Source organism: Oceanobacillus luteolus (genome assembly GCF_042678205.1).
Taxonomy (GTDB): domain Bacteria; phylum Bacillota; class Bacilli; order Bacillales; family Amphibacillaceae; genus Oceanobacillus; species Oceanobacillus luteolus.
Window position 1 is genome coordinate 69039 of record NZ_JBHUDE010000165.1, and the last position, 13486, is coordinate 82524.

Consider the following 13486-nt stretch of genomic DNA (forward strand, 5'->3'; position numbering starts at 1 on the left):
GAATGTTGAAGAATTCATTGCACGTGAAGTGAAAAGTATTCAGGAACAGGTTGGTGATCGTAAAGTTCTTTGCGGTCTAAGCGGGGGTGTGGATTCCTCTGTTGCTGCTGCCCTGGTGCATAAAGCAATCGGTGATCAACTGACTTGTATTTTCGTAGACCATGGGTTGTTGCGTAAAAATGAAGCTGATGAAGTGATGAAGGTTTTCGCTGAAGATTTCCATATGAATATAATAAAAGTGGATGCTAAAGAGCGTTTCCTCTCCAAATTAAAAGGTGTCACAGATCCTGAACAAAAAAGGAAAATCATTGGAAATGAGTTCATCTATGTGTTCGATGATGAAGCTAAGAAGTTGAAGGATATTGATTTCCTAGCTCAAGGAACTGTTTATACGGACGTGATCGAAAGTGGTGGTGACGGTGCAAAAGTAGTTAAATCCCACCATAATGTTGGCGGTCTTCCAGAAGATATGGAATTTGAATTAGTTGAGCCACTCAAGACATTGTATAAACAAGAGGTTCGTGCAGTAGGATCTGCCCTTGGAATTCCGGACCATATCGTTTGGAGACAACCGTTCCCAGGCCCAGGTCTTGGAATTAGAGTGCTAGGGGAAATAACGGAAGAAAAACTTGAAATCGTTCGTGAATCAGATGCAATTTTACGTGAGGAAATTGCAAAAGCTGGTTTAGACCGTGAAATTTGGCAATACTTTACCATCCTGCCGAACATTCGTAGCGTAGGTGTTAAAGATGATGCACGTACTTATGTCCATACAGTTGGTATCCGTGCTGTGAATTCAGTTGACGGGGTAACTTCTGACTGGGCAAGAATTCCTTGGGATGTGCTTGAGAAGGTTTCAAGCAGAATTGTAACTGAACTTGATGAGGTTAATCGCGTTGTTTACGATATAACAAGTAAACCACCTTCAACGATTGAGTGGGAGTAGTAGAAGGAGAGCTGAAACCCCTTTGTTTATAAGGGTTTCGGCTCTTTACTCTATTTTCATTGCATTGTTATTGCATTATTTGTTTCTAATCCTTTACGTAGGTAACGAGCAGTGAACTGATTTTTAGGTGAAGTATCTTCATTTTGTGTTGCTGTTTGGTAAGACATAATACCTTCTAATTTATGGGCTACCTCAAAGTTACTGTTAGGATACAAATGTCCGTAAGTGCCGAGTGTCGTTTCAATATCTTCATGCCCTAGACGGTCTTTAATGATTAATGGGTTTTCACCCATGCTAATAAGCAATGAAGCATGAGAGTGTCTTAAAGCATGTAATCTAATTCGATGAACCCCAGCTTTTTTTGAAAAACGTGTAATGGCATTCGCCAACGTATGTTTTTGTGTAGGAACACCATTATAGCTCATCACATAATTGGTTTGAATGACAGCTTGCTGCACGTTCTGCCATTCACGGAGTAAAGTTAAAGTATCCCCGTCTAATGCAATTTGGCGCACACTAGCCTTTGTTTTTGGTTCTACAAAAGAGTAATTATCTAAATTCTTATAGTAAAGTGTTTTATCAATAGATAACACGCCAGAATCAAAGTCAATATCTTCCCATTGAATTGCAGTGGCTTCTCCAATCCGCATCCCAGTCATAAATAAAAACCACAATGAGATAAATAAAAAGTGTTGATAGTAGTCTTCCTTATAAAAAAGAGAGATGACTTTTTCAAATTCTTCTTTGGTCCAAAAATCTATTTTTGTCTTTGTCTTTTTTACATTTCCAACAATTTTAGATGGATTACTTTCAGCTAAACCTAAAACAACCGCTCGATCCATCGCCATGGAAAATAACCCTTGAACATTTCTAATATAAGAAGAACGATACTTCTTTTTAGATAATGCTAATTGCCATTTTTGCACATGAATCGGGGTAATTTCGGTAGTGATTAAACTATTAAAAAAAGTGAAATGTTTTCTTACGGTCGGTAATCGATTTTCGTACGTTCTTTCTTTTACTTGTGTTTTATACCAAGGTAAAAAAATATCTTCAATAAACTGTTGGAACAGAATGTCATCTTGCTTTTCTTCCAATTCATCTGATTTTGTAAGCAGTAACCTCGAATATTCTTCCCTTGCTTCTTTTTTAGTTTTAAAACCACTACGGTATTTCTGAATTTGCTTGCCAGTGATCGGGTGATACCCTAAATTAGCACGAAAATAATATGTTCCGTTCTTTGCCTTTTTGACGATATCTTTAGTCATGATTTCACTCCTTACGCAATTAGTGCAAGAAGTACAAATCACACATCTAAAGTTATCCCTAATACTTCCTCAACAGCTTCTTTAGGAACACGATCTAACTTTTTAGATTGATAATACGCATGTCCTTTTGAAATCATTAGTTTTTTACATTCTCTAATGATATCAGCTGAAAAAGAGGGACCATAACCTAGTGCTATCAAGTCTTTTTTAGTGACTGTGACCATATGAACTCCTTTCCATAGACTAGGATATGCTATTTGATATCTGTCTATTATTATATCGCTTCTATAAAACTAATTCTAATACGTTGCGTGAATTTGGCTCTTGCACTAAAATAAAAAGGATTTAATGTCATAACTTGATAGTTACTTTAACCTATCTTGCTAAATTGAATATCAAAAATCAGACGGCTGCTGGTGCAGCTCCACGGGAATTTCACCCCTGCAAGTATTTCTTCCAGCCCTACTCATAGCTTGCGACGGTTCAAACGCTCGAACCATGACGATAGGGGAGTATCATTATCCTAACTGATGGGTTATCGCCAGCAATCCACCACGATTACATTAGATTCATAGATTATCGCTCGCTTCTAACGAAAGTCATGGCGTATGAATCAATTGGCTCATCATCAGTAGAACGTATCTGATTTTTTGCTTATACTGCACGGCGTAATCTTCCGTGCTTTCTTTGTCAAAGAACAAATATATGATGAATGAAAGGGAAAACCTAACCATTCTGTATTCAAATTTTGAAAGCTAAAACAGATTGCATAAGCTTCGCTCGTAAGCGTTCGCGTGTATCTTCATCGATGCCCCAATAAGTGTTTCCTTGTTCATCACGGAGCTTACGCATGGATAAACTTGTCATATAGCTTCTATAATGTAGAACAACTACTTTCATTGCTTCTAGCTCACCCTTATTTGCAGCTAAAATGATTGGATACGGCAAAAAGCCACGCTCATTGCTTTCCGTATTAGTATTAATCATCCCATTCATCTGCATGCTCCTCCAAAAAACGTCTTGATGATTTCCCCTTTCATTACCTTCAACAAGTTTTTTTGTAAAATGCCAAAAATCAGAGAAAAAGTTTTTAAAAAACAATAACCCAACTGAATATTAACAGTTAGGTAGAATCATTTTTAATATTTAATATTAAGGACCAAAACAAGAAATACTTTAAATGTCAAACTCTATTTTATTACAATTCACATAAAAACTGATCGAACATAATAATGAATAATACAAAAATAAAGTTTTTTAAAATCATTTCTTATCTGTTAACCGTAATGAAACTTGAAAGGTCCAGCTAAATAAAATAGTAAGAACATAAAAATATAACCAAATAAAAATCTTAAATAAAGTGTTTGAGCCTCAGTTGATTTCAAAAGTCATTGCATATGCATGGTGAAACCATGGATAATATTTCCCATACTTGGAACTGGAGATAAAAAGAGGACATATAACTTTGATTTATCGTGGTATTAATAGAACAATTTTTGAAAAATTCGATCAAAATATAATAAAAACCTGGTTATAGCTATTTTCAATTACTCATTTTTTATCAATTAATGCACTTACTATTGACTATATTATTTAATATTTATTAAGCCTTACGATAAACATTATTCTACTCGAACACCTTTAATTTGATACTTATTTTCCGATTAACCAATTTCTTTAACCCCACCATTATACTTATAGATGATAATAATTTCTGATTTTTGGAAAGTGGATGATGACCTTCGTATATTTCCCATCTTCTGAATGAATGGAAAGGTCATGTCCTAATTTAAGAGCCATTTCTTTTGCAAGGTAGAGACCTAAACCGGTAGATTTGGCATGACTTCTCCCAATAGATCCTGTAAATCCTTTTTCAAATACGCGGCTGATATCCTCTGGCTTAATTCCAATGCCTGTATCTTGAATCTGTAGCCGCTTTTCTTTTCGATCTTCCTCAAATTGTACGGAGATTTCCCCGCCTTCACCTGTATATTTTAAAGAATTTGAAAAAACTTGATCCATAATAAAACCAAGCCATTTACTGTCGGTATGGACAACCTGTTCAATATTGTCCATATGAAAACGAATTTGCTTGTTAATAAAAGATTTGGCAAATTTCTTTACACTATTTTTAGCGACTTGATCCAACACTACCTCGGAAATAAAATAATCTTTGGAAAAAGAATCAATGCGAGAATAATAAAGAGCCTGCTCCACGTAATTTTCGATTCTATCCAACTCATCTTCAAACTTGTCCACAAGGTTTTCAACAGTTCTTCCATTACTGTTTTCCATAAGCAAGCGACCTGCCGCAATCGGAACCTTGACTTCATGAATCCAAGATGTAATAAAGTCTTGATGATCCATTTTTTCGTTATACAACTTTTGTAATTGATCGCCATGCACACTATTTACTTTTTTTAATAACTCAAGATATAACAGTTGTTCATCGTTTCGCGGTTTAGGCAGAGTTGCGAGAAATTCTTCATGATTACTTTCAACCACATCATTTAATTCCCGATAAAATTCTCTATTGTAATAGTATTCGATGATTACGTATATAGCTACAATAAAAAAGATAACCATATTGGTATATACGATATTACTTACAGCGTTTCTGGAATCTGTGCTCACAATCATCATCAAAGAAACAAAGAACATAATGATCATGTTTAATATAAAGAAATTCCGTTTATCTTTTAAGTAATGAAAGAAATTCATTGAATTATATAACCTTGTCCTTTCTTAGTTGTAATAAAGTGTTCTTTTCCAAGTTCAACAAGTTTTTTACGCAGGCGAGCAATATTAACCGTCAATGTATTTTCGTCCACGAAATTTTCATTCTTCCAAAGGCTACGCATCATTTTCGTACGACTGACGATGATTCCTTTATTTTTCATAAGAATTTTTAAAATAAGAAATTCTGTTTTCGTGAGTTCCGATTTTCGATCTCCATGTAAGACCTCTCCGTTTTCAAGATTTAATATAATTCCATCATGTTCCATTGTCTGAGACTGTGTTTCCATATAGGAATACGTTCTGCGAAGGAGTGCATTTATTTTTGCAATCAATACATCCATATGGAAAGGTTTTTGAATATAATCATCTCCTCCCATGTTCATCGACATCACTATATCCATTGGTGTATCACGGGAAGAGAGAAAGATCATAGGGACCTTTGAAATTTCTCTGATTTTATTACACCAGTAAAATCCGTCAAACGATGGCAAATTGATATCCATGATGACTAGGTGAGGATCATGATTAAGAAATACCTGCATGATTTGGTCAAAGTCTTCGATCTTAACGGTTTCAAAACCCCACTTTTCTAATGCTTCCCCTACCATATCACGAATGGTCAAATCATCTTCCACAATCATGATTTTCATTCCTCTTCCCTCCAAACAATCATCCTTCTGTAACATCATATTAATTGAATATCGACCAACATACAAAGAAAACATCGTGTTTAATATATTTTTTATCAATGTGACGAAAATGTAAGGTTACGAGATCAAGCTGTAAGTTTATATAAAGAGCAGCTATTGTAAAATAAAAACATAAAACAAAACTATTCTGAATGGAGGATTTAAATATGAAAACTATTGTCGAAGCAAAACAAATAAAAAAAGTCTATGGTGCAAAGGGAAATGTATTTTCAGCTTTGGAGGATATAGACTTAACCGTCATGGAAGGTGAATTCGTCGGTATTATGGGTCCCTCGGGTGCTGGTAAATCAACTTTACTAAATATATTGGCAACAATTGACGAGCCGACTGCTGGTGACATCGTGGTTGACGGAATCAATTTGACAAAGATGAATGAAGAGCAATTATCTGCCTTTCGCCGTGACAAACTTGGTTTCCTTTTCCAAGACTATAATTTATTAGATACTCTAACTGTGAAAGAAAATATTATCTTGCCGTTAGCCTTGGCAAAATTGAACGTTGAGGAATTGGAACGAAGAGCAGATGAAGTGGCAGATAAGTTTGGCATTCGCGACATTTTAAATAAGTACCCGTACCAAATTTCTGGGGGACAAAAGCAACGCACGGCAGCATCACGCGCGATTATTTCAAAGCCAAACCTAATATTGGCAGATGAACCAACAGGTGCGTTGGATTCGAAATCAGCAACAGACTTATTAGAAAGTTTAAAGGATCTTAATGAACAAGACAAGGCAACAATTTTAATGGTTACCCATGATGCTTATGCGGCAAGTTATTGTAATCGCGTCCTATTTATTAAAGACGGTAAAATCTTCACAGAACTTGTAAAAGGGAAAAGATCCCGCAAAGAATTTTTCAACAAGGTATTGGATGTTCTATCCGCACTGGGGGGTGGAGCAAATGACGTTATTTAGTTTAGCAAGGAAAAATATTAAAGGTAATTTCAATAATTATTTTGTCTATTTTGTTACACTCGTCTTCAGCATGGTTATTTATTATACGTTCACTACCTTGCAATATAGCGAAAAAATTCAGGAAAGCATTGAATTGTCGGATACAATGAGTTTCATGTTTGGGGTATCATCAATTATCTTAATTTTATTCGTAGCAATCTTTATTTTGTACTCCAATTCATTCTTCACAAGAAAAAGGAAGAAAGAAGTCGGATTGTACGCCATACTTGGTTTACGCAAGAAAACCATTGCAAAAATGTTGTTTTATGAAAATTTGATTATGGGAATCATTGCAATAGTTATTGGAATTATTCTTGGAACCTTACTTTCCAAATTATTTGCAATGATTTTAATAAAACTTATGGGTTCAATTGCCGAGGTGGACTTCGGTATTTCCATTCTAGCGATTACCCAAACAGTCATAGTCTTTATGGTCATTATTTTATTCACTTCCGTTCAAGGTTACCGTTTGATTTATCGTTTTACATTAATCGAATTATTCTATGATGAGAAAAAAGGAGAACAAATTCCAAAGGTTTCACTTATTACGGCTGTTATCGGAGTTATATTTCTTGTCGTTAGTTACTGGCTGATATTAAAACCATTTCCTGACGAATTTACTACGGAATATTTAATAAAAAATTATGGTATTGCTTTTGTTGCTCTCGTCATTGGCACCCATTTATTTTTTCGATCTGTAACGGTCTATTTATTAAGATTATCACAAAAAAATAAGTCGCGTTATTACAGAGGAACTAGAATAATTGAAACATCTCGTTTACTGTTTCGTATTAGAGGGAATGCACGTACCTTTACAGTCATTGCATTGTTGAGTGCTGCTACGATCTGTTTCTTAGGTGCAACTTACAGTGGGTATTACAGCAACGAAAAAAGAGCTAAGGAAGTTGTTCCATTCAGCTATTCGCATTTGTCAAAAGGTCCAGAATTTGATTCGCAGGTGGAGAGCATAATAAAAGCAGATCATCGACATCCAATAAAAGCCCAACTAGACATACCCGTCATTCAGGTAAAAGGGATACTCTCATTTCAACTGGATTATGACATAAATCCTGTGAAATTAATCTCAGAAAGTACATTTAATAAAGTAGCGAATGCTTTAAATAAGGATGAAACAGTCTCACTATCAGGAAATCAAGCAGCAGTAATCCAGCCAAGGTTTACTGAATATACGAAGTCGGTTTTTAAAGGAGAAAATATAACGATTCAATTGCCTCAAGGAAGCAGCGAACTGCCATTTGTTCATATGGTTGAAAGTAATGTGCTACCTTTCGATTATCCCGATTTCTTTCTAGTAGTCAGTAACGAAATGTTTGCTGAGATAGCCAAAAAAGAGGCTCCATTAACTTATAAAGTGTATGAAGTGGAAAATGAAGTAACGGCACAAGCCACATCAAAGAAAGTAAATAAACTGGTTGGAAACGATTTTCAAGTTTCTTCATCATTTTATACGGAGTATAAGCAAGGTAAAGAAGGAAACGCAATTACTCTCTTTATTTTCGGATTTTTGGGGCTAGTATTTTTAGCAGCAACTGGAAGTATCATTTATTTCAAACAGTTAACAGAAGCGAATGAGGCGAAAGGACACTATGAAATCCTTAGAAAAATCGGTGTCAATAAAAAGGATATACGTAAATCAATCAAAAGGCAGTCATTATTTGTATTTGGATTGCCACTAACCATAGGAATATTGCACAGTTGTGTGGCATTGTACTTTACTAGCAACTTTATTTCTAATCTCATTGGAATCAATCTTATTTTCCCTATTCTAATGGCTATAGTCTTCTTTGTTATTATCTATGCAGTCTATTACGTATTAACTGTTAATACGTACAATCGCATTGTAAACAAATAAGGGCGAAACATCTCTCGAATGTTCGGTTCGGGAGGTGTTTTTTCATGTATTCCTTTGTTAAAAAAATCCTCATTACTCTGGAATCTAGACCGATTATATTATTGAAGATCAAATTGAACATCCTTAAATCTTCTAACAACAAAAAATCGAATGATTGGAAATATGATAACTCCTATACAAAATGTATCGCCAATAGAAACACAATTCAGTCTGTAATATCAGAAATAATGCCATATTCTTTCATTAATTTATTTTTAACCATGTAATATTCTTTCTTGGTAATCAAATTACGGGTTAGCAGTTGTTTTAACATAGCAATTTGTATACTATAAAGAATCAAATCCTGTTTCAAAAAACACGCCCCCCTATAATTAATTAAAAATCAGACGGCTGTTGGTACAGCTCCACGGGAATTTCACCCCTGCAAGTATTCCTTCCAGCTCTACTCAAAGCTTGCGACGCTTTGAACGTTCGAACCATGACGGTAGAGGAGTATCATTATCCATACTGATGGGTTATCGCCAGCAATCCACCACGATTGTATTAGACTCATAGATAATCGCTCGTTTCTATCGAAAGTCATGGCGTATGAATCAAGTGGCTCATCATCAGTAGAACGTATCTGATTTTCGGTCTATACTGCACGGCGTTATCTTCCGTGCTTTCTTTGTCAAAGAACAATATATGTGAAAGGGAAAACTTAACCATGTAATCAAATCTTGAAAGCTAAAATGCCCTGCATAAGCTTCGAACGTAAACGATCATGTGTGTCTACATCAATGCCCCAATACGTATTACCACGCTCATCATAAAGTTTACGCATAGACAAACTTGCCATATAGCTTCCATAATGCAAAATAACGTAATTCATCGCTTCTGGATCACCCTTATTTGCAGCTAAAATAATTGGATACGGTAATAAGCCACATTCGTTGTCTTTTGTGTTAGCATCAATCATCCCAGTCATCTGCATGTTCCTCCAAAAATCGCTTTAACCTTTTAAAAGAGCTTGTCCGTCTATACTGAACCGTACTACGAGGAATCTCTAGTAGTTCGGCTATTTCTACATCTGATTTATCAAAAAAATAGTATAGTAGGACTGTCTTACGCTTTTCTATTGGCAAAGTACGCAACGCTTCAGCGAGTAATTTCGGAGTTATTTTCTTTCCAACCACTTGAAAACTTTGTCCTTCTTCTCCTTCATATTGCTGATCTAAGGTATAGAGTTGATTTTCTTCTTGTGGTGTGAGATCAGAAAATGTCATCTCCTTTGCTTGTCGTTGTTGTCTTTTGTTGAAAATATTGATTGCTTCATTCTTCAGTACACGTTTACAAAAAGCATTAAATGCACAGCGAACTTGCCACTCGGTACGATCTGGTTCTATCATGCATTTCCTCTCCCTTCGCAACTGCAAAGGTGGGTGATGATTTCCCCTTTCATAACCTTCAACAAGATTTTTTATGAGATGCCAAAAATAAGAGCAATATTTTAAAAAATATTCATTAAATACAAAAAAGCCCAACTGAACATAAGCCAGGTGGGAGTAAAAATTTATACATTTTATTAAATGGAAAATTCTATTTAAAAAAGTGGAAAGCCTTAGTTCAAAAAGAAAACAAATTACGACAAAACAAAAAGTAATATATGAGCTAAGGCACGATTATCCTGTGAAGACATTACTCAAAATTTCCGGTATTCCACGTAACACTTATTATTATAAAATTAATACTTTTGAGCACTCAGATAAAAATTCCAAGTGGAAAAGGCTCATTAGTTCTATTTTGAGAAGCATAAGGGCAGATATGATTATCGTCGTATCCTCTTTTCTTCTTTAATACTCACCATCCCTAAAGAATCTTTGACACAAAGGGAATCTGCTTAATTATATAACTTAACAAGAAGCAAAGTGGTAACGTGATCAGAATCATAGCTAGAAACATGAAGGATGGTGGAAAGTGGATGACCTTCAATCCAGCAATAACAATAGCGATAATCGGTATATGAATGATGTAAATCACGAAAGAATGGGCTGACAAGAAGCTCCAACCTTTTCCTTGATGAAAAACTCTTTCGCGAAAGAATATGATTAATCCGAGAATGACGCCAACACAAAATAGAGCTTCCCACAGAGAATAAACCAAAGATGTCCAGTTCCAGCCGCCAGAAAACTGTAATCCGTCTACCCCAAATATCAAGACTAAGGGTAGAAGAAGAATCGATGCTCCAATTGCAATTCCAAAACCCGCCCTCCCCATAGAATCAGGAGTATTTCGAAACCAATTACGTTGGTAAGCGATGATACCCAAAATGAATAGCCCGACATATTGTGGGAGATCATAGCCGCTTGCTGTAAAAAGTCCAACAAATGATTGAACCTCGGGAGATCCACCGGGTAAATCAAGAGCAGGAACCCACAGTCTTATGGTGAAGTATCCTGCTGCTAATATCATTACAAAGACTGTAAACATCCTGTAGGTGGGTGGCGTACTCTGCCGAACTACTGATAGCTTATTTTTACTCATAAACTTCGCCCAGACTGCGTATAAACAAACGAATACGAAAAGTAGCTCGACGTACCACATCGGGCCGTAAGTTAAATGTGAAAAATAGGTTTGCCATGTAAATGGCTTTTGGTTAAGTATATAGGCTTCAATTGCTTGAACTTGGCTAAGAATGAAAATATAGAAGATAAATGGGATTAGGAATCGGATAGATCTATCCTTGATAAACCGAGTTGCCCCATTTCGTTCAAAAGATAAAGGGACAAAGTAACCAGAAATAAGAAAAAATGTCCCCATAAAGAAAGTCTGGTTAAAAGCAAGAAATAGAAGGCCCATTACAACCCCAATAGACCCTTGTGTTAATACCTCGTTATAGATGGAAAAATACACCAAATGATGAAACACAACCAACACTGTAAGAGCTCCTCTTAGATTATCAATAAAATATAATCTTTCTTCCTTTTGGGGAGACAAGCTCCCTATATGTCTTGAATTCATAATAATTCTTATGTTCCTCTCTATAAACATTTAAAAATATATTTCAACGGAGCATCCGCCAAACTGGACGGCTATGTATAAACCGTCCTATTTGCTCTATATTTTAATTTTCTCTTTTAGTTGATCCGCCTATTTTCCAAGAGGCTAAACTTATGACCCCACCAACTACAATAAAAATAATGTCCATAACAATTTCAAATCCCTGAAACGCATTAATATAATTTACCAAAAACCAGCTTTTTCCACCATTAGTCAAATGATTAATTAATCCGCCTACTCCCTGTATAACAAAAAGTAGACCAAGTCCACTGATTATTTCTTTCATGATGAACACCTCATTAATAATTTTTTAATTTAATATTCCTCTAAGACCGATATTGAAAAAAACTGCACCTACTACTCCTATCGCTACCAACAGTGAGGAAATCGGAGCTTCATTTAATTTTGATCTAATTTTATTTAGAAATTGTTGCAATCTCTCTTTAAACATAATATTAACCCCTAACAAAAGAAGAGAAGGAAGCACCATTACAAGATTGTAGCCAATTATAATAAAGATAGAAGAGGAAGGCTTAATTGTTAGGTGATTCATTAACAAAATGGAATAAAAGTAAGGCAACGCAGTTACAAATTCAATTAGAAAAACAATGATACCTAACATGATCATCCCTTTCATCGTTGTTTTTTGGGGTATAAATGAAATTAAACGTTTTTTTGTATTATCATTTGGTTTACAGAAGCTAATTAGAACAATAACTGCTCCAAAAAGGAGATAAAACCAATTGATAAAGTCAAATTCAGATAATTTTCCGATTCCTTTCAATAGTGAATCTCCACCAAAGTATAGGAATAAGCCCACTATGAAGTAGCCAAACTGCGTAATAAACAAAAAAACAAGCAAGCGAGAAGATAATTGATTAGGCTGTGTCAATAATAAATAGGCTGTTACAGCAAGTACACCAGGACTTAATATATCAATTAATGCGCAAATAGAAATAATTAGCAAAGCTATCGATGTGTCTATTGATGAAGAAGGCATTAATGCTTCAATACTTTCGATCAAATATAGAGTCTCTCCTTTTTATATGTTATAATTTAAATAACACAGTGTGTTAAAATTATAATAACACACTGTGTTAAGAAAAGGAAGTGATTTTTTATGCCAAGGATTGTTAATCATGAAAAAAAGAGGAAGTCAATTGCTGAGGCCGCTTGGAGTATTATTAAGAAAGAGGGAATCGAAAAAGCATCTATAAGAAGAGTTGCTATTGAAGCAGGCATGTCTGCTGGAGCGTTAAGACATTATTTTTCAACTAAGGATGAAATGTTATTATTTATCATGGATTATTATCTGGAAGAAGGGAAAAAACGTTCTCAAAGTAAAAGTTGGTCAGACAATCCATTGCAGGCGGTTGCGGAAGTTTTATTAGAGCTTATTCCAATTGATGAAGAAAAGAAAATCGAAACGAGTGTTTGGTGGATCCTTGCACTTCAGTCACTTACAAGTGATACTTTAAAAGAAAAAAAAGATGAAATGACTAACGGTATGTATGAATTAGCAAGTTCAATGATCGAGATATTAGTTCTACAAGGGATTTTATCTGATTCAACTAATGTAAAATTAGAAAAGAGTAGGCTAGCGGCATTAATTGATGGATTGTCCATTCATGCTCTGTTAAGACCTGACGTCTACTCTCCAGATAAGGTGAAGGAAGTAATCCGTTATCATTTAGAAACACTCTGCAATGAAAGTCAATTGAGTTAGTTGATCATTTATCAATATTATTCGATGAGTTAGTAGATTTTGTTTTTTAGAAAAAAAGGGTAATCGGAAAATAGTGTGGAATAAATGTATGTTGAATGATGGTTGCTAAATTAAAGGAGGAGTATTCTTGTAAGCGTCAAACAATGAACACCTTCTATTAAATATCCGTTCTTGAGATAATCTCTTTAGAAAAAAATCTGGAGGTTATGCCAATGAACGATGCTAACAAAAG

The 13486-nt window shown here is 35.0% G+C and carries 14 protein-coding genes and 1 pseudogene; 4 read left to right on the forward strand and 11 right to left on the reverse strand.

Annotated features, from left to right (window positions below):
• Positions 1 to 4: 4 nt before the first annotated feature.
• Positions 5 to 946 (forward strand): annotated as a pseudogene (guaA, locus tag ACFSBH_RS20305) (glutamine-hydrolyzing GMP synthase); the annotation flags it as partial.
• A 56-nt stretch (positions 947 to 1002) separates the two neighbouring features.
• Here the strand turns inward: guaA and ACFSBH_RS20310 are convergent.
• From ACFSBH_RS20310 to ACFSBH_RS20330, 5 genes are all read right to left on the reverse strand, one after another.
• Positions 1003 to 2214: a site-specific integrase gene (locus tag ACFSBH_RS20310; protein WP_251517126.1), complete on the reverse strand. Its 1212-nt coding sequence runs from the start codon at positions 2212 to 2214 to the stop codon at positions 1003 to 1005.
• Between the two features lie 38 nt (positions 2215 to 2252).
• On the reverse strand, positions 2253 to 2438 hold the full coding sequence (locus ACFSBH_RS20315) for a DUF3173 domain-containing protein (RefSeq protein WP_017795842.1): 186 nt from the start codon (positions 2436 to 2438) through the stop codon (positions 2253 to 2255).
• 517 nt (positions 2439 to 2955) lie between these two features.
• Complete coding sequence (locus ACFSBH_RS20320) at positions 2956 to 3210, reverse strand: helix-turn-helix domain-containing protein (protein ID WP_017795843.1); 255 nt, start codon at positions 3208 to 3210, stop codon at positions 2956 to 2958.
• Positions 3211 to 3909: 699 nt separating this feature from the next.
• Positions 3910 to 4935 carry a sensor histidine kinase gene (locus ACFSBH_RS20325; RefSeq protein WP_017795844.1) on the reverse strand — a complete coding sequence of 342 codons (1026 nt, stop codon included), beginning with the start codon at positions 4933 to 4935 and terminating at the stop codon, positions 3910 to 3912.
• Positions 4932 to 5603, reverse strand: a complete 672-nt coding sequence (locus ACFSBH_RS20330) for a response regulator transcription factor (RefSeq protein ID WP_017795845.1) — start codon at positions 5601 to 5603, stop codon at positions 4932 to 4934. Before ACFSBH_RS20330 ends, ACFSBH_RS20325 begins: the two co-directional genes overlap by 4 nt.
• Before the next feature lie 206 nt (positions 5604 to 5809).
• Here ACFSBH_RS20330 and drcA point away from each other — a divergent pair, with 206 nt between their 5' ends.
• The gene (gene drcA, locus ACFSBH_RS20335) at positions 5810 to 6577 is read left to right on the forward strand and encodes a daptomycin efflux ABC transporter ATP-binding protein DrcA (protein ID WP_017795846.1); all 768 of its coding nucleotides are present in this window, start codon (positions 5810 to 5812) and stop codon (positions 6575 to 6577) included.
• On the forward strand, positions 6564 to 8489 hold the full coding sequence (locus ACFSBH_RS20340; protein WP_251517124.1) for an ABC transporter permease: 1926 nt from the start codon (positions 6564 to 6566) through the stop codon (positions 8487 to 8489). Before drcA ends, ACFSBH_RS20340 begins: the two co-directional genes overlap by 14 nt.
• Positions 8490 to 8694: 205 nt before the next feature.
• On the opposite strand, the gene ACFSBH_RS20345 is transcribed toward ACFSBH_RS20340, so the two are convergent.
• From ACFSBH_RS20345 to ACFSBH_RS20370, 6 genes are all read right to left on the reverse strand, one after another.
• Positions 8695 to 8841 (reverse strand): hypothetical protein, encoded by a 147-nt coding sequence (locus ACFSBH_RS20345; RefSeq protein ID WP_017795848.1) that lies wholly within the window; start codon positions 8839 to 8841, stop codon positions 8695 to 8697.
• 360 nt (positions 8842 to 9201) lie between these two features.
• Positions 9202 to 9456: a helix-turn-helix domain-containing protein gene (locus ACFSBH_RS20350; RefSeq protein WP_017795849.1), complete on the reverse strand. Its 255-nt coding sequence runs from the start codon at positions 9454 to 9456 to the stop codon at positions 9202 to 9204.
• Positions 9440 to 9877 (reverse strand): RNA polymerase sigma factor, encoded by a 438-nt coding sequence (locus ACFSBH_RS20355; protein ID WP_251517122.1) that lies wholly within the window; start codon positions 9875 to 9877, stop codon positions 9440 to 9442. Before ACFSBH_RS20355 ends, ACFSBH_RS20350 begins: the two co-directional genes overlap by 17 nt.
• 460 nt (positions 9878 to 10337) lie before the next feature.
• Positions 10338 to 11489, reverse strand: coding sequence for an acyltransferase family protein (locus ACFSBH_RS20360; RefSeq protein ID WP_285853876.1), 1152 nt, complete (start codon positions 11487 to 11489; stop codon positions 10338 to 10340).
• A 103-nt stretch (positions 11490 to 11592) separates the two neighbouring features.
• Entirely contained in the window at positions 11593 to 11814 is a 222-nt protein-coding gene (locus tag ACFSBH_RS20365; protein ID WP_017795852.1) for a hypothetical protein, read from the reverse strand.
• A 24-nt stretch (positions 11815 to 11838) separates the two neighbouring features.
• Positions 11839 to 12552: a GAP family protein gene (locus ACFSBH_RS20370; protein WP_251517118.1), complete on the reverse strand. Its 714-nt coding sequence runs from the start codon at positions 12550 to 12552 to the stop codon at positions 11839 to 11841.
• Positions 12553 to 12648: 96 nt separating this feature from the next.
• Here ACFSBH_RS20370 and ACFSBH_RS20375 point away from each other — a divergent pair, with 96 nt between their 5' ends.
• Entirely contained in the window at positions 12649 to 13254 is a 606-nt protein-coding gene (locus ACFSBH_RS20375) for a TetR/AcrR family transcriptional regulator (protein WP_017795854.1), read from the forward strand.
• Positions 13255 to 13486 lie beyond the last annotated feature (232 nt).